The 20428-nt window shown below is 40.3% G+C and carries 19 protein-coding genes; 17 read left to right on the top strand and 2 right to left on the bottom strand.

The window, feature by feature from the left end:
* Positions 1-82 precede the first annotated feature (82 nt).
* The 12 genes from phnC to J2Y03_RS25770 all read left to right on the top strand — a co-directional run bounded on the left by phnC (position 83) and on the right by J2Y03_RS25770 (position 8895).
* Entirely contained in the window at positions 83-871 is a 789-nt protein-coding gene (phnC, locus tag J2Y03_RS25825) for a phosphonate ABC transporter ATP-binding protein (protein WP_310199814.1), read from the top strand.
* The gene (locus J2Y03_RS25820; protein ID WP_310199812.1) at positions 861-1646 is read left to right on the top strand and encodes a PhnE/PtxC family ABC transporter permease; all 786 of its coding nucleotides are present in this window, start codon (positions 861-863) and stop codon (positions 1644-1646) included. The genes phnC and J2Y03_RS25820 overlap by 11 nt, the downstream gene beginning before the upstream one ends.
* The gene (locus J2Y03_RS25815; protein WP_310199810.1) at positions 1646-2506 is read left to right on the top strand and encodes a PhnE/PtxC family ABC transporter permease; all 861 of its coding nucleotides are present in this window, start codon (positions 1646-1648) and stop codon (positions 2504-2506) included. The genes J2Y03_RS25820 and J2Y03_RS25815 overlap by 1 nt, the downstream gene beginning before the upstream one ends.
* Positions 2507-2711: 205 nt before the next feature.
* Positions 2712-3014, top strand: coding sequence for an urease subunit gamma (locus J2Y03_RS25810; protein WP_034675444.1), 303 nt, complete (start codon positions 2712-2714; stop codon positions 3012-3014).
* A 22-nt stretch (positions 3015-3036) separates the two neighbouring features.
* Positions 3037-3366 (top strand): urease subunit beta, encoded by a 330-nt coding sequence (locus tag J2Y03_RS25805; protein WP_310199808.1) that lies wholly within the window; start codon positions 3037-3039, stop codon positions 3364-3366.
* Complete coding sequence (ureC, locus tag J2Y03_RS25800) at positions 3363-5075, top strand: urease subunit alpha (protein ID WP_310199806.1); 1713 nt, start codon at positions 3363-3365, stop codon at positions 5073-5075. The genes J2Y03_RS25805 and ureC overlap by 4 nt, the downstream gene beginning before the upstream one ends.
* Positions 5076-5086: 11 nt before the next feature.
* On the top strand, positions 5087-5542 hold the full coding sequence (gene ureE, locus J2Y03_RS25795; protein WP_132094999.1) for an urease accessory protein UreE: 456 nt from the start codon (positions 5087-5089) through the stop codon (positions 5540-5542).
* The gene (locus J2Y03_RS25790) at positions 5535-6221 is read left to right on the top strand and encodes an urease accessory protein UreF (RefSeq protein ID WP_310199804.1); all 687 of its coding nucleotides are present in this window, start codon (positions 5535-5537) and stop codon (positions 6219-6221) included. Before ureE ends, J2Y03_RS25790 begins: the two co-directional genes overlap by 8 nt.
* Positions 6222-6235: 14 nt before the next feature.
* Positions 6236-6847 carry an urease accessory protein UreG gene (gene ureG, locus J2Y03_RS25785; protein ID WP_132095003.1) on the top strand — a complete coding sequence of 204 codons (612 nt, stop codon included), beginning with the start codon at positions 6236-6238 and terminating at the stop codon, positions 6845-6847.
* A gap of 3 nt (positions 6848-6850) precedes the next feature.
* Positions 6851-7675, top strand: a complete 825-nt coding sequence (locus tag J2Y03_RS25780) for an urease accessory protein UreD (protein WP_310199802.1) — start codon at positions 6851-6853, stop codon at positions 7673-7675.
* A gap of 260 nt (positions 7676-7935) precedes the next feature.
* Complete coding sequence (locus tag J2Y03_RS25775) at positions 7936-8613, top strand: urease accessory protein UreH domain-containing protein (protein ID WP_132095007.1); 678 nt, start codon at positions 7936-7938, stop codon at positions 8611-8613.
* A 63-nt stretch (positions 8614-8676) separates the two neighbouring features.
* Positions 8677-8895: a hypothetical protein gene (locus tag J2Y03_RS25770; RefSeq protein WP_310199800.1), complete on the top strand. Its 219-nt coding sequence runs from the start codon at positions 8677-8679 to the stop codon at positions 8893-8895.
* Between the two features lie 39 nt (positions 8896-8934).
* Here the strand turns inward: J2Y03_RS25770 and J2Y03_RS25765 are convergent, their stop codons facing one another.
* A complete protein-coding gene (locus tag J2Y03_RS25765; RefSeq protein ID WP_310199798.1) occupies positions 8935-9828 on the bottom strand; it encodes an urea transporter in 894 nt (297 codons plus the stop codon).
* Between the two features lie 417 nt (positions 9829-10245).
* On the opposite strand from J2Y03_RS25765, the gene J2Y03_RS25760 reads away from it, so the two are divergent.
* Complete coding sequence (locus J2Y03_RS25760; protein ID WP_310199796.1) at positions 10246-11532, top strand: glycosyltransferase family 2 protein; 1287 nt, start codon at positions 10246-10248, stop codon at positions 11530-11532.
* An 84-nt stretch (positions 11533-11616) separates the two neighbouring features.
* On the opposite strand, the gene J2Y03_RS25755 is transcribed toward J2Y03_RS25760, so the two are convergent.
* Entirely contained in the window at positions 11617-11739 is a 123-nt protein-coding gene (locus tag J2Y03_RS25755; RefSeq protein ID WP_310199795.1) for a hypothetical protein, read from the bottom strand.
* A gap of 580 nt (positions 11740-12319) precedes the next feature.
* On the opposite strand from J2Y03_RS25755, the gene J2Y03_RS25750 reads away from it, so the two are divergent.
* From J2Y03_RS25750 to J2Y03_RS25735, 4 genes are all read left to right on the top strand, one after another.
* Positions 12320-17794 (top strand): metallophosphoesterase, encoded by a 5475-nt coding sequence (locus tag J2Y03_RS25750; protein WP_310199793.1) that lies wholly within the window; start codon positions 12320-12322, stop codon positions 17792-17794.
* Positions 17795-17967: 173 nt separating this feature from the next.
* Positions 17968-18105, top strand: coding sequence for a hypothetical protein (locus J2Y03_RS25745; protein WP_310199791.1), 138 nt, complete (start codon positions 17968-17970; stop codon positions 18103-18105).
* A gap of 112 nt (positions 18106-18217) precedes the next feature.
* A complete protein-coding gene (locus J2Y03_RS25740; RefSeq protein WP_310199789.1) occupies positions 18218-18673 on the top strand; it encodes a PadR family transcriptional regulator in 456 nt (151 codons plus the stop codon).
* Between the two features lie 15 nt (positions 18674-18688).
* On the top strand, positions 18689-20428 hold the full coding sequence (locus tag J2Y03_RS25735; protein ID WP_310199787.1) for an ABC transporter ATP-binding protein: 1740 nt from the start codon (positions 18689-18691) through the stop codon (positions 20426-20428).

Below are 20428 nucleotides of genomic sequence, written 5' to 3'. Positions count from 1 at the left end.
ACAATCATTAAATTTTGTTTCAAAAAGCAACAAAGTTTAAGAAAAGAGCCATAAGTAACCAACTAGCAAGGAGAGTTAACCTATGACAGCCTTATTAGAAGTAAATCATGTGTCCAAACAATTTGGTAGTGATACGAAGGCGTTATCGGATGTTAACTTCTCCGTTAATGAAGGAGAGTTTGTTTCCATCATCGGTCCATCAGGAGCGGGGAAATCTACTCTCCTTCGTTGTATTAATCGGATGATTGAGGCAACGAGCGGAGAAATTATTTTTGATAACATGAACGTGTTGAATCTGAAGAAAAAGGACTTAAAAAAGGTCCGCACGAAAATAGGAATGATTTTTCAACACTATAATCTAGTCAATCGCTTAAGTGTGATCGAAAATACGCTTCATGGCAATTTAGGAAAAAAATCAACATTGGCTGGAGTTCTCGGTCTTTATAGTCAAGAAGAAAAGCAGCAGGCTGTAAACATTCTACATGTTCTTGGTTTAGACGAACATATTTATAAGCGAGCGGATCAATTGAGTGGCGGTCAAAAGCAGCGAGTTGGAATCGCTCGTGCTCTTATTCAAGATCCTCGGATGCTTTTGTGCGACGAGCCGATTGCTTCTCTTGATCCTAATTCAGCCAAGATCATTATGGATCACTTGAGAAACATTTCAACTAAATTAGGCATTACCGTTCTAGTAAATCTACATCAAGTGGATGTGGCATTGAAGTACTCGGATAAAATCATCGGGGTTAACCATGGTCAAGTCGTGTATAATGGCTCGCCTAAAGACATAACAAAAGAAGATATTCAGCGTATTTACGGATCCGAAGCTGAAGATCTTATTTTTGATGTAGGAGGCATCCATGCAAGCTGATTACTTTGAAAAAAAGAAACGGAATACGCTCTTGTTCCTCGCCATCTTAGGAGTTGTCACGGTACTAGCTATTATCATCACCGAGTACAATGTCGTCAAAGGCTTTTCTTCCCTTCCCAAAGCAGTTGAATGGGGCTTGGCAAACTTTTATCCAACACAAGAATCCTTAACGAAGCTTCCGGCTATTCTGGATAAGTTAATTGAAACGCTACTAGTTTCGATTGCAGCCACCACTACAGGTGCTGTCATTGCATTATTATTTGCGATTTTAGGATCGAATACGACGAGGGTCAATGCCTTTTTTGGAAGTATTAGTAGAGGAATCGCGACCATTTTTCGAAATATCGATGTGGCAGCCTGGGCAATGATTCTACTATTCTCATTTGGTCAAAGTTCATTAACAGGTTATTTTGCCTTGTTTTTTGGTTCGTTTGGCTTTTTAACAAGAGCTTTTGTTGAAACGATTGATGAGGTCAGTGGAGGCTCCGTTGAAGCGTTACAAGCGACTGGTGCGGGTTACTTTTCGATTATCTTTCAGTCGGTGATTCCAGCAAGCCTTCCACAAATGATCAGCTGGATCTTATTCATGATTGAAACAAATATAAGAAGTGCCACACTGATTGGGTTGCTTACTGGCTCAGGAATTGGGTTTACGTTTAACTTGTATTATAAAAATCTAAATTACGATGTCGCCTCTTTGGTTGTCGTCGTCATTATCGTAGCTATCTTATTCATTGAATCTGTATCTAATTATGTCAGAAGGGCGGTCCTGTAATGGAAGCAAATGAATCATTAACCTCAACCAAACAATTACTGGAGCCGCACCTGCAAAAAAAAATAAGAATTAAAACGTTGACTAAATCGACTGTGGTTATAAGAAGCACACTGATCATCTTAACACTTCTATCGGTTTACGCATTTTTTAGTTTCGACTACAAACAGCTTGATGTTGGAGAAGCGGTTTTATCTACTTTTGCGAATCTAAAAGCAATGTTTCTAGAGCCGCATCTTAAACATTTCACCTTTACACATGCGCTTTATCAGGTTTTTGTTACATTGGGTCTAGCCTTTTTAACCACTTTGTTTGGAGCAATAATCGCTGTATTTTTGGGATTACTGGCTGCTGAAAATCTGACGAATAAACGAGTTTCTTCCGTGATTAAGGGATCTGTTGCTTTTATAAGAGCGGTTCCGACCGTTTTGTGGGTGTTAATCTTTGCGGTGGCGGCAGGCCTCGGGAGTGTAGCGGCAGTCATTGGGATGACGTTCCATTCGGTAAGCTATTTAGTGAAGGCTTATTCTGAGTCCTTTGAAGAACTAGACAATGGAGTTATCGAAGCCCTTCAAGCGAGTGGAGCAAACTGGTGGCAGATTATCTTTCAAGCTGTTATTCCATCTTCCCTCACTTATTTGATTTCTTGGACGTTTCTTCGATTTGAAATTAACTTCGCGGTTGCCATCGCCATGGGAGCAGCAGCAGGTGCTGGTGGAATTGGATTTGACATGTTTATGGCTAGCAGTTTCTACTTAGACATTAGGGAAATCGGGGCCATTACCTATTTTGTCTTAGCCATTGCCATCCTTCTTGAAATGGTAGCGATCCGATTTAAAAAGAAACTCAAGGTCAACGGGTAAGGACTAGGGTGATTAGACTTTTGTAAGACCTATTCCATAATTAACTTTAACATACGAAAATATTAGAAGAGCTTTGATCATCGTGTAGATGATCAAAGTTCTTTTTTTTTGAAAAAGAAATATAGTTTGTTTAAATTTCCCTTGCTTGGCAATTATATGGAGGGTATAAATTTTATAATAAAAATTTAGTTAAGGAGGATGGATGATGTTACTAGTACCACGTGAGATAGACAAACTTATGATTGTTGTGGCAGCTGACCTCGCAAAAAGAAGATGGGATAGAGGATTGAAGCTAAATTACCCTGAGGCCGTCGCACTCATTACATACGAAGTATTAGAAGGTGCTAGAGATGGGAAAACCGTAGCAGAATTAATGGAATATGGAGCTACCATATTGACACGAGATGATGTAATGGAAGGAATTGCAGATATCATTGACGATATCCAGGTAGAAGCTACTTTTCCTGATGGAACAAAATTAGTAACTGTTCACGATCCAATACGTTAACTAGAGGCAGGAGGACACCCGAATGGAATGGGAACCAGGACAATTATTTTTAAAAGAGGAACCAATTATTTGCAATGAGGGAAGAGACCTTTTTCGAGTGAAGGTAACCAATACAGGTGACCGGCCAGTTCAGATAGGTTCACACTTTCACTTTTTTGAAGTGAATGAATCCTTACAATTTAATAGAGAAGATGGGTATGGGAAAAGGTTAAATATTCCGGCCGGTGCGGCAGTCCGTTTTGAGCCGGGTGATGAAAAGGAAGTTGAACTGGTTCCATATGGCGGAGAACGAAAGGTTTATGGCTTTAACAATAAAATTGATGGACCATTAGAAGGGGGCAATCGAAAATGAGTTTTGAAATGCCGAGAAAGCAATATGCCCAAATGTTCGGCCCCACTACTGGAGATTCTATTCGGCTAGCGGACACCGATTTAATCATTCAAATTGAAAAAGATTATACCACGTATGGCGAAGAAGTCGTTTTTGGCGGTGGTAAAGTCATTCGTGATGGAATGGGACAACATCCCCTAGTAACTCGTGGTGATGGGATCCCTGACGTGGTTATTACGAATGCCGTCATTTTAGATTACACAGGCATTTACAAGGCAGATATTGCCATTCGTGACGGAAAAATAGCTGGAATTGGTAAAGCGGGAAATCCATTAGTAATGGATGGAGTCAATATCGTTATCGGTGCTTCCACTGAAATTATCGCTGGTGAAGGTATGATTGTAACAGCAGGAGGAATTGACACCCATGTTCATTTTATCAATCCGGCACAAGTCGAGGTTGCACTAACTTCAGGCCTTACCACCTTAATTGGCGGCGGTACAGGACCTACTTCAGGTTCAAGAGCGACAACAGTTACTCCTGGAGAATGGAATATCCACCGAATGCTTGAAGCGGTGGAGGGTCTGCCCATAAATGTTGGATTAACCGGTAAAGGACAGGCTGCGGCAGAGGAGCCGCTGGCCGAACAGGTTAGGGCCGGCGTCATTGGTTTAAAAGTTCATGAGGACTGGGGTGCGACCCCTTCAGCGCTTGATTATACATTAAGGGTTGCAGATCAATTTGATGTACAGGTGGCACTTCATGCAGATACCCTAAATGAAGCAGGTTTTGTTGAAAATACAATGGCAGCTTTAAAAGACCGAGTGATTCATATGTACCATACAGAAGGTGCCGGCGGCGGTCATGCGCCAGATTTAATTAAATCAGCCAGCTTTATGAATGTTCTGCCATCTTCAACGAATCCTACATTGCCCTATACGATTAATACCGTCGATGAACATTTAGATATGCTTATGGTTTGTCACCATTTGAATCCATCCGTTCCTGAAGATATCGCATTTGCTGATTCACGAATTAGAAAGGAAACCATTGCTGCAGAAGATGTCCTGCAGGATATGGGCATATTTAGTATGACTAGTTCCGATGCGCAGGCTATGGGACGAATAGGTGAAGTGGTTCTAAGGACATGGCAGGTTGCTGATAAAATGAAAAAAGAAAGAGGATTCCTTAAAGGGGATAATAAACTTTCTAATAATAATCGGGTAAAGCGATATATTGCAAAATATACTATCAATCCTGCTATTACCCATGGAATTTCCGATTATGTCGGTTCCATTGAAGTAGGGAAAATTGCAGACTTAGTTATTTGGTCTCCAGCATTTTTTGGTGTAAAGCCTGAGTTGGTCATTAAAAGTGGAATGATTGTTCATGGAATGATGGGGGATGCAAACGCATCGATTCCTACTCCCCAGCCAATCATTAGCCGTCCTATGTATGCTGCTTATGGGAAGGCCTTACAAAAAAGCTCGATTACATTCATATCTCAAGCGGCCTATGAAGATAAAGTCCATGAAAAACTTGGGTTAGAAAAAATCATTCAACCTGTGCATGGAATAAGAAAGTTAACGAAAAAGGACATGAAACTTAACTCGGAGACCCCTGAGTTATCTGTTGACCCACAAACATATGAAGTCAGAGTCAATGGAGAACTTATTACAAGTACCCCGGCAAAAGAACTGCCGATGACGCAACGTTATTTTCTATTTTGAGGTGAAAAAGTGTGCTAATTGAAAGAATCGAAACAAATATTGAAAGAATGGAAAAGGAAGAAATTATAAGGCGTCATATCGAAAAGGTATACCTTGAAAGTGATCACTTGGTAAAACGAATTCAAAGAGTGACGACTGATCACGGACGGGAAATCGGTATTCGGTTAAAAGATCCACGTGATCTTGTTGCCGGAGATGTACTCTATATGGATGAAAAAAATATGATTGTTATTGACGTGGTGGCAGATGATTTATTAGTCATCATCCCCCGCAGTATCAATGAGATGGGGACAATCGCTCATCAGTTAGGAAATAGGCACCTCCCGGCCCAATTCGAAAATGATATGATGATGGTTCAATATGATTACCTTGTGGAGGAACTATTAAATGAACTGGAAATTCCCTACCAACGTGAAAAGCGAAAAGTAAAACAGGCTTTTCGACATATTGGACATAGCCATGGATGATAAAATTCTTGCACTGTTTCAGCTATGTGATTCCAATTTTCCTACAGGTGCCTTTAGTCATTCTTATGGACTTGAAAGTTATATCCAAGAGAATACGGTGAATAACGTAGAAACATTTTCACAATGGCTTCGGGTTTTTATCCAAGAGCAGCTGCTAAACTCAGATGGGCTGGCATGTCATCTTGTTTACCAAGCATTAGAGGATGAAGATTTCGAAAAAGTATGGAAATTGGACAGAATGTTGACTGTGCAAAATTTGCCTCGTGAAACGAGGGAGGGCAGCATGAGGATGGGGGAGAGGATGTTAGAACTTGTCCAATCCTTATATGAAATACCTGTCCTTTTGCCATATAGAAAACGAATTAGTAGAAAGCAATCCTTTGGTCACCCAGCCATTGTTTTTACAATGGTTGCTCACGATCTTGGCGTATCCAAATCCACAACGGTTTTATTTTATCTGTATTCTGTCGTTTCCAGTATTGTTCAAAATGCTGTAAGAGGCATTCCTTTGGGACAGACGGCTGGACAGAAAATGATCCGTGATATTCAACCTGTTTTAGTTGAGGCTGCTACGGCTATCGGGGAGTTGGATGAAGACGATTTTGGTATCGTTTCACCCGGTATCGAGTTATCACAAATGAGGCACGAACGTGTAAATATTCGAATTTTTAGTTCATGAAAGGAAGTGTTTTGATGGAACCAATTAAAATTGGAGTAGGCGGACCAGTCGGAGCAGGAAAAACCATGTTGGTTGAAAAACTTACCCGGCGTTTAAATGATGAAATAAGTATGGCTGTAGTTACTAACGATATCTATACAAAAGAAGATGCAAAATTTTTAATGCAAAACGGAGTCCTGCCCGCCGATCGTATTATTGGGGTGGAAACCGGTGGCTGCCCACATACTGCCATACGTGAAGATGCTTCGATGAATTTCGCGGCAATCAATGAACTAAAGGAAAAACATCCGGATGTACAATTAATTTTTGTCGAAAGCGGCGGGGACAATCTAGCCGCTACGTTCAGCCCGGAGCTGGTTGATTTTTCGATCTATATTATTGATGTTGCCCAAGGGGAAAAGATCCCGAGAAAAGGCGGGCAGGGAATGATTAAATCGGATTTATTTATCATTAATAAAACCGATTTGGCACCACATGTCGGTGCAAGTCTTGACGTCATGGCGTCCGACACAAAAAGTTTTCGCGGTGACAAGCCGTTTGCCTTCACCAATTTAAAAGATGAAGCAGGGCTCGATAATGTCCTCGATTGGTTGAAGCAAAATGCTTTATTAAAAGGATTGGCTTAAATCATGGAGGAATGGACAGGTGTTTTGCATTTAAATGCGGAAGACAGAAAAGGGAAGACTGTTGCGAAAAATGTATATTTTCAGGGTGCATTAAAAGTTATGCGCCCTATTTATCATGATGATTCCGGACGGTCTTGTTACTATTTATTAAATCCCGGAGGCGGATATCTAGATGGAGATCGCTATCAAATGAAGATTGAGGTTGGGGAAAATGCTAAATTAACCTTAACAACACAGGGAGCGACAAAGGTATATAAGACGCTAAAATCTTTTGCCTACCAAGAATCTGAGATTACTTTGCAAGCTGGAAGTTATCTAGAGTATTTCCCTGATGCGTTGATTGCCTATCAACATGCACATTACAAGCAAAAAAATGTGTTCCGAATGGATCCATCAGCCACTTTGCTTTATTCAGATATCATTACTCCGGGTTGGTCACCGCAAGGAGAGCGTTTTAGCTATAAAACCGTTCAGTTATTAAATGAAATCTATATGGATGGAGAGCTAGTTGTTTATGATCATTTACATTTGAAGCCTGCACTGCAAAATATCAGGGGACTTGGTTTCATGGAAGGATTTACTCATTTAGGTTCGATGATTGTCGTTTGTAACCAAATGAATAGTTCTTTTCTTGATCAGTTATATTCCATTCTTGATAAGAATACATTTGATTATAAAGTTGGACTGTCCTTACTGCCAGTATCCGGATTTACTGTTCGGGTATTCGCGAATTCGACACAAGTTATAGAAAGGATTTTTTCGGAAATTCACCGGCATATTAGTCAGGAATGGTTTCAATCAAAACAATATTCACTTAGAAAATATTAATCATGGCTGTTTTCGAAATGAATGTTGTTAAAATCTTAAAGCCGATTTTAACGTGGAAATAGTTATTTTGCACTTTTGAATTTAGTTTGCAGGCTCTTTTCTTATTAAAATTATTCTATTTTCTGAGGAAACTTAGCAAAATCATTAAATTTTGTTCCAAAAGCAACAAAGTTTAAGAAAAGAGCCTTAATGCAATAACCCGGCAATTACAGAAAATTGCCGGAGAACTAGTTAGAGATTGTTTTTGGGGAGGAAGAAAAATGGAAGTTACGTTATTTTCAGTTTTAGCCTTAGGATTTATTTTGGGTATTAGGCATGCCTTGGAACCTGACCATATGATTGCAGTTTCTACCATTGCAAGCCAAAGTAAGAAGTTATGGCAAGCGTCACTTGCAGGTGTCTTTTGGGGAATTGGGCATACAGCCACACTATTTATTATTGGTTTAATCTTCATTATGATGAAAAATGATATTCCGGAGAAATGGTCGCTTACCTTGGAATTTTTAGTAGGAATCATGCTTGTTTACTTAGGTATTGCAGCGATGTTTTCCATTCGTAAAAAACATGACCATTCTCATCATCATAAACATGAAAATTTGCCTCTTCTGACAAAGGTGAAAAAAGGTACATATAATAAATCCCTTTTCATCGGGTTTATTCATGGGATTGCCGGCAGCGGGGCCATGGTCCTTCTTACTATGAGCACGGTTCATTCTGTATGGCAGGGAGCTTTGTATATCATTGTGTTTGGATTAGGTACAGTGATTGGCATGTTAATCTTTACTACCATTATTGGAATTCCATTTATTTTGAGCATGAAACGAATGGTCGCCAGCAAAGCATTGATTTTAACTGCAGGTGCGATTAGTACTATTTTTGGATTTTATTATATGTACAATTTAGGTGTGAACGATGGTTTGTTTAGTCTTTGGATCTAGGCGATGCATAGTCGGTAATCAAGTGGGAAAAACTTCAAACATAAGAACAGAGGAGGGGAATACATGTTTGAAAACTTAGAAGTAAATCATTTGTTTGAGGGGACAGCTCATGAGCGTCCGCATTTTTCCTTAAATGTAGAAGGTAATGAATATAAAGGAATGATTGAGGATAACAAAATACATTGGTACAATCCACATCCCAAACAAACACTTGAGCAAGAACACGTTAGTGCCATTGAATCAAAGGTATTTACTATGTTAAGTGACCATTTAGAACAATGAAAAAATGGCTGTCTCAATCTATATTTGAGACAGCCATTTTTATATTTTTGGGAGAACTTTCCTGGCTCCTAAGAATATCCAAGTACAAAATACAAAAGGCATGGTTAGTGCCGGGAGTCCATATGGCAATAGCCAGGTTACAACACTAGCCGTAATCGGAACGGTTAAACAGGCTGCAATAATTCCTATTATTAATACATGCCGGGAGTCCCCCTTAAATACAATCGATACGGCAAGTATAGTTAAAATGGCATTATACCCATAAAGCCCCATAAAAATTAATGAGTGTTCTCCACCGAGGCTGTATGATGTTAACAAAGCAGCAATATTGCCAATAACCGCATATACACCTAATCTCCGCCCTGCCCAAAAAACGGCTATAAAAAGCAAAATTCCAGAAAGTGTATTGTCAAGGAAAAATATTTGCCCGATACCATTTACGGCTCCGTCAAGCCAATTGGTCTCTCCTTTAATATTCAACGTCCAACTGGATAACGATTGTGGTGTAAGATCTGGGCTGATCTTAAACGCAACGAGTCTGTATGTAGTGAGCAAAAAAAACCACGTTATGACAATAAAGGGGAATGTCAAAATCGGTATACCGGTTTGTCGAAAAACGTGCATCATTGCTGCTGTCAGTAAAGCTGCAATTGCTGACCCAACCAGAGCAATGAACCATCGTTCATCGCCTTGTAAAAATAAAAAAAGCGCCATGCCTGTAAGAACGGAGTTATACCCATATAACCCCTGATTAATCGTTTCCTTTTCTGCACCGCCTACCCTACCAATTAATGTTCCAATTACACTTGATAGAAGTGCGATAATTCCTAAAGAATACGAGGCAATGGTGATTGCCACCAAAATAATAAAGCCCGAGAATGCATTCTCAATAAAAATGACTTGAGAAATTCCCTTTAGGGAGGTTAAAAACAACGAACTCCATTTGTTCTTATATATGGATAACAACTCCTCTGCAGGTTCTAAATGTTGATGCTAACTTTTAGTGTTTCCGCTCTTTCCCTTTTTATTTGCTGACCTGTGAAACAATTGTATGAAACAAGAAAAACGAGCGGAGACTAGGAACAGCTATCTAGTTTCTTTACCAAAGCTTTACATAGCCTTAACAATTAGTTTGAATTTACATAATATACTTAATTTTTAAGGGGTACTAAAAAGTTGATCCCTTTTAGTGACAATACAAATTTGTCTAAACAGGAGGGTCAGTTATTATTTTTGATTCGTGGAAAGATTAGACATCACTGCATTCTGTAAAACCTCAGGTGAAGGAGGTTAATCGGGAAAGCAGTAGAAGAAAGAAAAAAATAAAAATGACTCCATGGGGGAATCGGTGTGGATTTGGAACTATCGACTTTTATTGAGTATGTTAATTTTTTCATGTTTTTATTATTTGCCTTGATGTATTCGTATCAAATGGTTTATATGTTTGTTGCCTTTCAATCTAAAAAGAAAGGGATGGCAGAGGTGCAGCATGGTCCACTGAACAGATTCGCAGTGATTATCGCAGCACGCAATGAAGAATTAGTCATTGGGCACCTCATTAGCAGTATAAAAAACCAGAACTATCCAAAGGAATTCCTTGATGTTTTTGTAGTGGCGGATAATTGTACCGATCAGACCGCTCAGATTGCGAGGGAAGCAGGGGCCATTGTCAGAGAGCGTTTTAATAAAGCCCAGGTTGGAAAGGGGTATGCCCTTGACTATATGTTGAAGATCATCGGGAGAGACTATTCATCTAGAAAGTATGACGGGTTTTTGGTGTTTGATGCTGACAATCTCCTCGATGAGAATTATATAGCAGAGATGAATAAAACGTTTAATCAAGGATACAAGGTGGTTACGAGTTATCGAAACTCTAAGAACTATGACCAGAACTGGATTTCGGCGGGCTATGCTCTTTGGTTTCTTCATGAAGCTGAATATCTCAATCTACCAAGAATGGTTCTTCAATCAAGTTGTGCCATTTCTGGAACGGGATTCCTCGTCAATAAGGATGTGATAAAAGAGAATGGAGGCTGGATTCATCATCTCCTTACCGAGGACATTGAGTTTTCCGTTTCTCAGATTATTAAAGGCGAAAAGATTGGATACTGCAAGAATGCTATATTTTATGACGAACAACCGGCTACCTTTAGTCAGTCTTGGAATCAAAGACTACGTTGGGCGAAGGGCTTTTATCAGGTTTTCGCAAAATATGGAAGGGATTTAGTCAGCGGTATTTTTCAAGGAAAACAAAATAGGTTTTCCTGCTTTGATATGACGATGACAATCATGCCCGCCATGCTCATTTCATGTATTAGTATTTTGATAAATGGTTTTTTCTTCACTGCGGGATTTTTTGATTTATTCGGCGGGAAGGAGATTATTGAGATTACATCTATTGCGATGTTAAAGTCCGTAGTGTGGTACTATGGGATCCTGTTTATCCTTGGTTTCATTACTACCGTAACGGAGTGGAAAAACATCCATTGTTCCAATTGGAAAAAAATCGCTTATGCCATCACGTTCCCATTATTTATGTTTACTTATATTCCTATTTCGGTCGTAGCCTTGTTTAGAAAGGTTGAATGGAAGCCAATCGCACATACAGTCGTGAAATCACTGGATGATGTGAGGTAAAGAACTGAAAAATGAGGTCTGTCCCCCACTGAAGAAATGTTGTACACCAGTGGGGGACAGACCCTGCCTTTAATCGATTTTTATTTAATATGTTTCTTCAGGATTGAATTGACCAATGCCCTTTATTTCATAGTCAAAAAATTTAACAATGAGTTCATTTTCAGTTTCAATAGAGTAATATTTGTCAATATCGAGGACAAAACCCATGAGGGCCCCCAAAGGATTAGTCCTCAAGAAGGGGGATTGAGGCCAAAACCCGAGGTAGCCTCCAGAGGATTAGTCCTCAAGAAGGGGGATTGAGGCCAAAACTCGAGGTAGCCCCTAGAGGATTAGTCCTCAAGAAGGGGGATTGAGGCCAAAACTCGAGGTAGCCCCTAGAGGATTAGTCCTCAAGAAGGGGGATTGAGGCCAAAACCCGAGGTAGCCCCCAGAGGATTAGTCCTCAAGAAGGGCTGTAATATTTTTCATTATCATATAACCGATTTTCTAATAGGAACTTCTGTTTTTTTGTGAACTCTTTGGGCAGCTATTGGCACGGTTTGTGAGGTTATAGAAAGAGGTCTCTCGATTTTTCAGAGAGGCCTCTTTTTCTGTACTAAGGAAATATAAAATTTGACTTTGAGGAATGTCAAACTTCTGGAACATTGTGTTTTACTAGTCAGGCTTTCTATCGAAAAACCAATATTTAGAATATTAACATATAATTTACATGAAAGTGCATCAAGTTTAACATTGCGCAGGGATACTAGAATAGTATGAATATATTAATAGAAAGGAATTACTAGAAATGAGAAGAAAAACATCAGCATCAAAACTATTTTCAGTCATTTTGGCAGTGCTTATAGCTGTTTCCGGACTTGTAACGCCTAAGACAGCATTAGCAGCTGCACCTGGGGGAATTCCGTCCCAAATTGCAATGAGTATAGGAGGAGGGGCAGAAGCAGGTAAAGCAGCGATGAGTTTTAATTGGGTAACAGATCCAACGGTGAACTCATCAGAAATTATTTACGATACTTCGCCTAACCTAGATAACGGTGTAATAAAAAGTGCCGTAAAGACTACTCCAGTTGCCACAGATATTTTTCCAGAGAATCGAAGGACTGACTTTAAAGCTATTCATTCCTTTAATGTTGTGATTCAAGATCTCACTCCTGAAACAAAATATTATTATAAAGTAGGTAATGCCAGCGACGGATATAGCGCAATCTCTAGTTTTACAGCACCTGCGGATCCTGCTGCAAACAAGCCGTTTTCTTTTGTTGTCAGCCCGGATACACAGGGAACTTCCGTTAGTTCGTTTGATAACACAAAAAAATTGTACGATTATATTAAGGAGAATGAACAGGATGCTGCATTTCTTCTTCATATGGGTGATGTGGTAGAAGATGGACATGTTTCAGATCAATGGCAGTTATTCTATGATGCAGCTCAAAATCTGTTAGATACGATGCCAATCATGGTTACCCCAGGCAATCATGACGGGGCATCCTATGACAGAGATTTTGTGCAGTATAAAGCAAGATTTAATCATAAATCTTTACATAAACCAGATGGTTTATCTCAAGCTGCCGAAGGGACGGTATATTCCTTTGAATATGGAGATGCGTTGTTTATTTCTCTTAATTCTTTTGCATCATCCACTGACAAGGAAATCCAATGGGACTTTTTGGCGAAAGAAAGTGCAAATACCTCCAAGGCATGGAAAATAGTATATTTCCATGTTCCGCCTTACGACCCAGGTGCAAGTCACTATAATATGGACAATGTGACAGGTAAAAAGCTGACAGACGCAGGTATCGATTTGGTCTTACATGGTCATGAACATGCCTATGCCAGAACAACATTAAAGACAACTTCAGCTTCGTCAGGTACAGGGAGCATTGAAAAAGCAAACTTCGGTGAAGCACCAACTTATGTTATAGGTGGATCCGTTTACAATTACGGTTACAGCCTAGACAATCGTGACACTTCTTGGAATGATTATTTTTATGACCTTCGCATCAACAAAACGGGTACAGGCGGCGGAGCCATCTATTCACCAGGTGTGTATAGCAAGGTAGATGTTTCTAGTAATGCGATAACCTATAAAGCGTACTATAAAGCTACAGGCTCTGAAAATCCTTTTCGTGTTATAGATACATTTACTATTTCAAAATCAGGGGATAAGATCACTCAGCCTAAAGGGGGCGGTGAAGAACCTACCTCTGTAACCTTTTTGTATGATTCATTTAATCAAGAAAAAGGCAAATATATCGCACGTTTCAATTGGGTAACTCCAGTAACAACAAAAACAACGCAGCTCTATTATGCGAAAAAATCAGAGTTTGAAAGAAATGGCGGAAAATTCACAAATGTTGTTGTCGGTACAAATAACACGGTGGACCTTTCAAAAGCAATAGCCGATGCGAACTATAATGGTGCAGGAACTGCGTACTCTGTTGTGCCGGTACAAAGCCATAAGGCTGAAACGGCCACACTTGAGCCTGGTACGGAATATGTATATTCCGTTGGGGATGGTGCAATGAATGTTACAAGCGTAACATCACCGGCTAGTTTTAAAACACCTGCCAGCAATCTTGATACATTCAACTTTAACTGGGTTACTGACGTACACGCAGCACCTAACTCTAGTCACAATGACAAAGCTCTCAAACACGCATTTACTGATTTCCCGGATGCTTCATTTATTCTGAGCTCGGGAGACCAGGTTTCCTATGCATTCGACACCAATCAATGGGATGCATTTTTTGAAGCAAATGCTGAGAAGTTTGCGCGTGTGCCATTGTATCTAGGAACTGGAAATCATGAGTACGACGGTGCAGGCAATAGCTGGGCCCCGAACAGCAGCTGGGATTCGGTAGACCCAACATTGCAAAACCTGTTTGGACGCTACAACCCGCCTAAAAACGGAGCACCATTTTATGGCGGTGGCGACGGTACTGAAAGAATGGTATCTGGCCTGGACAAAAAGCAGTTTGAGACAAGTAACTACTATTATATTTATGGTGACACCCTTTTCATGATGATGGATTACCAGGACCAAAGCAGTGCTTCTCAAATTAAAGCGCAGCAGGACTGGATGAAGTCCGTCGTTAAACAAAACCCTACAAAGTGGCGTGTTGCTGTTATGCACAAATCACTTTTCGGATATCGTATGGCTAATCCTGTGTCATCCTGGACAGCTGCTTTTGATGAAGCGGGAATTGATGTGGTGCTTTCGGGACACGACCATATCTATGTCCGTACAAAGATTTATGCAAATGGCGCCAATATTGAGCCTCAGACTTATGGTAACGGAACAACCTATATCACAAGCTATTCTGGAAATAACGACAGACGCGGACCTTATTTCGAAAGTAACAAAAGGGACCCCGAAAAGGTAGCTTATGTTGATGTTAGGCCAGTTGGTCAGGGGTTTTCAAATATTTCTATTTCACCGGCTGAAATCAGAATCACCAGTAAGGGTGTTGATTCTAATGGTACTCTGGTAACCGGGGACAATAATGTACTGATTACGAACACACCACGTACACCTAATTTGTCGACATTTAGTTACCCTACAGTCCCACAAGATGTCAACGAGTTGTCAATCACGAATGTTGTCGTTAACGGGATTGCAAAAGAAGGTCAAACTTTGAATGCAGCCGTTTCCCCATCAAGCGCTACCGCTTCTTTCAAATGGGAAAGCTCAACGGACGGCACAACATGGACAACCATTGCAGGGGAAACATCATCACGCTATACCATCAAAGCGGAGGATGTAGGTTCATATTTGCGCAGCGTTGCCACTGGAACAGGTTTTTATAATGGAGTAGCAACAAGCTCTGCTACAGCTAAAGTCACACCCCTTGCTGGCAGTGGCACAGCAACTGTAAAAATCGGAACAGCTAATGATTTGGCTGCATTATCTGAAGGGTTTGGCACGTCCACCTATCCGATTGACGGAAAATACGAGCTATCAGCAGATATTGATATGAAAGATGTGGCATTCACAGCAATGGGCGGAGGCTCTGCTCCAGCACCATTTTTAGGAACATTCAATGGGAATGGATATACAATTAGTAATTTGACAATATCGAGCAGCAACAATAATACAGGATTCTTCTCTTATCTAGGTACTGGCGGCAGAGTTGTAAATCTTAAGCTAGTGAATGTAGATATTACAGGAAAGAATAACACTGGAAGTATTGCTGGTGTTTCCATCGGCACGATTGAAAACAGTTATGTAGATGGGAAAATCACTGGTGGGGGCTATACAGGCGGTATTGTCGGTTTGCTCCACGCGGGTACATTGCAAAATTCGATACTAAATGCTGATGTGCATGGAACTACAGTTGGAGGCTTAATTGGAGGTACGAATTGGAATAGTTCAGGTTCGCCACTTACTGTAAGAGATACAACAACTGGAAAAGTCATTCTTAATAACTATGTAGCAGGCACTGTCACGGGGACTGCAGGAGGGCAATATTTAGGTGCCATTGTTGGAGATATGGGCGGCTCTTCAGGCAGTCTGCTCAAAACCTTCAATGGAAATGCTGTGTTTAATGCTGTAACAGATGCTGCACCAGGTAAAATAGGAGGTTATTGGTCTGGCAGCAGGCCGATCATTGATCAAAATCAAGTCAACTACTATGACAGTGACAAATTAAGCACAAGTGGACTTCCATCTGGAATCGTCGCTGCATTTGCTGGAAAAACGGCAACTGATTTCACACAAAAAGCAACATTCGAGGCCTTGGGATGGGACTTTACTAACCTATGGGATTGGGATGCAACGAACAATGTACCTGTTCCTAGAAAGTTAACGAGTGGCGGCGGTGAAGAGGATAACTACGTAACCATTATTGCATCTGCAGGTTCTGGAGGGACAATTTCTCCAAACGGATATGTTTTGGTCGAGCGTGGACAAAGTCAAAAGTTCACTTTCACACCAAACCAATATTTTGAAATTGCAAGCGTAAAAATTGACGGATTGGAAAATCCTGAGGCTGCTGCGGCAGGCGAATATATCTTTGATAATGTTACCGAGGTACACAAGATTGACGTTACGTTCAAGCTTTCCGATGCCACTTCTGGTATTGTCCCAAGCCTTGTTTCAACAAGTGCATTTTATAACAGATTTAATCCAGCACATATATGGGTAACGGTAGACTTTGGTGAAGGGGCACTAGGAATTCAACCAGCAAACTGGCGAAAAGCGGTAAAAAGCGTGAAGATTATGAAGGATAATGCCTTGGTTCTTGATGCTGCCGGCGGCTATTGGTTCCCAAGCACAGGCTATGGAGCACCTGAGAATCGACTTGAAATTGCTTATGATGATATACAAGGGTTTCCTGGCTATGAAAATTTAGTTGCAGGGACATATGACCTTGTTATAACCTTTGCAGACTTGAACTCCTCTGAATACACCATTCCATTGGTTGTGGACGACCTGGTTGTCTCTTCATTGGACGTTGATGGTGGAACGATTACGGTAGACGGAAATGAGGTAAATAGTCCAGCAGAGATAAAAGAGGGCTCACAAGTTACTGTTAAGGCGGCTGTTCCAAATGGAAAAAGGTTCGTAAAATGGACAGCGACAGGCCTTGAAAATGAAAGTTATACAGTAGATTCATTTTCATTTACGATGCCGGCAAGTAAGGTTACATTGAAGGCTGACTATGAAAACATCCCAAGCAATACAATAATCGTTACAGCCGAAATGAAACAAACGGATGCAGGCAACACAGCTTTTGCAACAGTTACTGAAAAAGCAGTTGCAGATGCAATTGCATTTGCAAAAGCAACAGTTGAAATCAAGGTAGAAACACCGGAAGATGTAAAGGCAGTTGAATTAACTGTTCCAAAAGATTCAATTGGAGCACTAGCTGAAGGCAAAGTGGAATCCCTTAAGATTGCAATGCCAGACGCAGCAATCACCTTTGACAAAAAGGCTCTAAAATCAATTGCAGGAACAGCAAAGGAAGATGTAAAAATTTCAGCAAGAATCGTAGATACGAATTCACTCTCAGAGCCTAAGGCTATAATAAAAAAGATTGCGGACAGACCTGTGTATAATTTTACTGTAACAAGCGGCAATGAAGTGATTTCAAAGTTCAATGGTGGTAAGGCAACAGTAGAAGTGCCATATACATTAAAAGCAGGAGAAAATCCAAATGCAATTTTAGTGTATTATGTGGACAATAAAGGGAATCTAAAAAATATGATGGGCAAATTTGATAATGCAACAGGGACAGTTAAGATGACACTGAACCAACTCTAAAGGTGTGTTATTTTAAGCTGTCTAGGTAAAAACACATTTGCACCAGTGGCAAATGAAGATAAGCAGTGTTGAAGAAAATAGTTAAAAACTAAGTAAATGATATGTGAGGTCTCCCTTTGGTTCATTCCAAAGGGGGACTTTTGTGTGCGCTTGGCAGCGCTTCGCTCTAATGGGTGAAAGTCCAAACAATAACGAAACTTCTTGAAAAAGAACTAGGGATGAAAATACATTCAGAAAAGACGAAAATCGTGGACAACCTTGAGGAACAGTTTGCGATGACCCGCATGTACGGATCTTTGAGAGGCGCATGAATTTCTTCATGCGCCTACTCTATTGTGTGATTTTTTAAACTATTTCGCTTTATTACGATTGATAACAACCGATATATCGATTATAATTATCGATATAATTAGGAGGGATAAAATGCGGAAACGGAGAGGGTTTGTTCAAGTTGCCATTTTGCACTTGTTGAAGGAAGAATCCATGCATGGTTATCAAATCATGAAGGAGTTGGAAGAACGATCAAATGGTGCTTATTCTGCAAGTGCCGGAACGGTTTATCCTGCTCTTCAAGAATTAGTGGATCAGAATTTAATCGAACTTGATACGGCTTCAGATAAAAAGGTTTATTCGCTCAATGAGAATGGCAGAAAACGGATAGACGAAAGTGTTCATCATGTGGAAGGCGATTTCTGGGTTGAATGGAAAGAGAGAATGACATGGAAGAATTCGGAGGAGTCGGTCCAGCTAAAGGCAGCAATGGATCGCTGGGAAAAGGAATTTCGTATAGCGCTCAAGCAAGCTCGTGGGAATCCAGGAAGAGTACATGAGTTAATCGCCTTTGTCGATGAAATGACCGGCCGGCTAAAAAAGCACTAAGCAAGGAGAGAGTTAATGAGGGCCATTAAAAAATTACTGCATTATATTAAGCCATACACCATTTTCGCCATCCTCGGACCGGTTTTTATGTGTATTGAAGTGGTGATGGATCTTTTACAGCCAACAATCATGCAGAAGATGATTGATACCGGTATAGCCAATCAAGATAATGCCTATGTCATCAAACTAGGACTTATGATGTTACTCTTTGCGGTTATTGGGCTGATTGGAGGAGCAGGGTGTACGGTTTATTCCGCAAAAACGGCTGTTCATGTTGCTGCGGATCTTCGCCGTGATGTGTTTAAGAAGACGGAACAATTTTCGAGTCAGAATATCGATTCCTTTGGTACTGGTAAATTAATCACCATTTTGACCAATGATATCGAGACACTCAAACAGGCTGTCATGATGACATTACGTGTTTTTGTAAGGGGGCCTTTGTTATTCATCGGATCTGTTGTGTTTGTTTGGTTTACTGCTCGAGAACTATTTCCGGTGTTACTAGTATCTATCCCTATTTTAATTGCTTTTATCTATTACTTTTCAGTAAAGTCCGGGAAACTTTTTTCGAAGGTACAAAAAGCCATGGATCAGGTGAATACAAAACTTCAAGAAATGTTAGCCGGTATTCGGGTCATCAAGGCATTCGATCGCCAGGATTATGAAAAGGTTCATTTTAAAAATGTTAATGACTTGCTAATCAAACGAAATATGTCGGCTGAACAGTTCATTTTAACTCTAATGCCGATTATGATGTTTGTTGTCAATCTGGGGATTATCGCAGGACTCTGGATGGGAGTCATAAAGATCAATGAAGGAACACTTCAGGTTGGAGTGATTTTAGCCTTTACTAATTACCTAAACATCATGATGAATGGATTAATGAGCAGCAGCCATGTATTAATGCAAATTGCGCGTTCATTTCCTTCAGCTGGTCGAGTTGTCCAGACACTCGAAACAGAAATTGAGATCGCTGAACCTGAACATCCATATTCTGGTGGAGGAATACAAGGTGAAGTGGAATTTAGACAAGTGAATTTCAGCTATAGTAAAAATGGAAATCATGTACTTAAAAACATTTCTTTTAAGGCCAAGGTTGGACAAACGATTGGGATTATTGGTTCAACGGGAAGTGGTAAATCAACCCTCACAAAACTAATTCCACGCCTTTATGACCCAGATTCAGGAGAAATTCTTGTAGATGGAGTTAATAGTAAGGAGTTTCCGCTTGAGAAACTTCGTACCGCAATTGGGTTTGTACCACAAAAAGCCACATTGTTTTCCGGAACGATCGAGGATAATCTACGCTTTGGGATAGAAGAAGCAACACTAAATGATATGGAGCAAGCGGCACAATCGGCGGCTGCTAGTGAATTTATTAATAGATACGATGGAAAATTTTCACATACGCTTATGCAAGGAGCGACAAATTTATCCGGTGGTCAAAAACAGCGGTTATCGATGGCGCGTGCTTTTATCCGTAAACCTAATATTTTAATCCTCGATGATTCGACGTCGGCTATTGATGCTTTCTCCGAAGCAGAGGTACAACTTGCATTAAGAAAGACCTACTCTCATACAACAGTGTTTATCGTCTCATTAAAGATTTCTTCGATTATGGATGCAGATCAAATTCTTGTGATGGAAGATGGGGAAATTGAAGCTAGTGGAACACATCAGGAATTATTGAAAAAGAGCAAGGTTTACCGTGATATTTATCATTCGCAAAGTGGAAGGGAGGTTGAACTTGCATGA

The sequence above is a fragment of the Neobacillus niacini genome, from assembly GCF_031457145.1.
GTDB classification, from domain to species: Bacteria; Bacillota; Bacilli; order Bacillales; family Cytobacillaceae; genus Neobacillus; species Neobacillus niacini_J.
Note: the sequence above shows the minus strand (reverse complement) of the source record. Positions and strands in the feature narration are given on the sequence as shown.

Bases quoted from the DNA above. Each gene is read 5' to 3' on its own strand.
- phnC (WP_310199814.1), top strand. From the start codon at position 83: ATGACAGCCTTATTAGAAGTAAATCATGTGTCCAAACAATTTGGTAGT.
- J2Y03_RS25820 (WP_310199812.1), top strand. From the start codon at position 861: ATGCAAGCTGATTACTTTGAAAAAAAGAAACGGAATACGCTCTTGTTC.
- J2Y03_RS25815 (WP_310199810.1), top strand. From the start codon at position 1,646: ATGGAAGCAAATGAATCATTAACCTCAACCAAACAATTACTGGAGCCG.
- J2Y03_RS25810 (WP_034675444.1), top strand. From the start codon at position 2,712: ATGTTACTAGTACCACGTGAGATAGACAAACTTATGATTGTTGTGGCA.
- J2Y03_RS25805 (WP_310199808.1), top strand. From the start codon at position 3,037: ATGGAATGGGAACCAGGACAATTATTTTTAAAAGAGGAACCAATTATT.
- ureC (WP_310199806.1), top strand. From the start codon at position 3,363: ATGAGTTTTGAAATGCCGAGAAAGCAATATGCCCAAATGTTCGGCCCC.
- J2Y03_RS25790 (WP_310199804.1), top strand. From the start codon at position 5,535: ATGGATGATAAAATTCTTGCACTGTTTCAGCTATGTGATTCCAATTTT.
- ureG (WP_132095003.1), top strand. From the start codon at position 6,236: ATGGAACCAATTAAAATTGGAGTAGGCGGACCAGTCGGAGCAGGAAAA.
- J2Y03_RS25780 (WP_310199802.1), top strand. From the start codon at position 6,851: ATGGAGGAATGGACAGGTGTTTTGCATTTAAATGCGGAAGACAGAAAA.
- J2Y03_RS25775 (WP_132095007.1), top strand. From the start codon at position 7,936: ATGGAAGTTACGTTATTTTCAGTTTTAGCCTTAGGATTTATTTTGGGT.
- J2Y03_RS25770 (WP_310199800.1), top strand. From the start codon at position 8,677: ATGTTTGAAAACTTAGAAGTAAATCATTTGTTTGAGGGGACAGCTCAT.
- J2Y03_RS25755 (WP_310199795.1), bottom strand. From the start codon at position 11,739: ATGGGTTTTGTCCTCGATATTGACAAATATTACTCTATTGAAACTGAA.
- J2Y03_RS25750 (WP_310199793.1), top strand. From the start codon at position 12,320: ATGAGAAGAAAAACATCAGCATCAAAACTATTTTCAGTCATTTTGGCA.
- J2Y03_RS25740 (WP_310199789.1), top strand. From the start codon at position 18,218: ATGCGGAAACGGAGAGGGTTTGTTCAAGTTGCCATTTTGCACTTGTTG.
- J2Y03_RS25735 (WP_310199787.1), top strand. From the start codon at position 18,689: ATGAGGGCCATTAAAAAATTACTGCATTATATTAAGCCATACACCATT.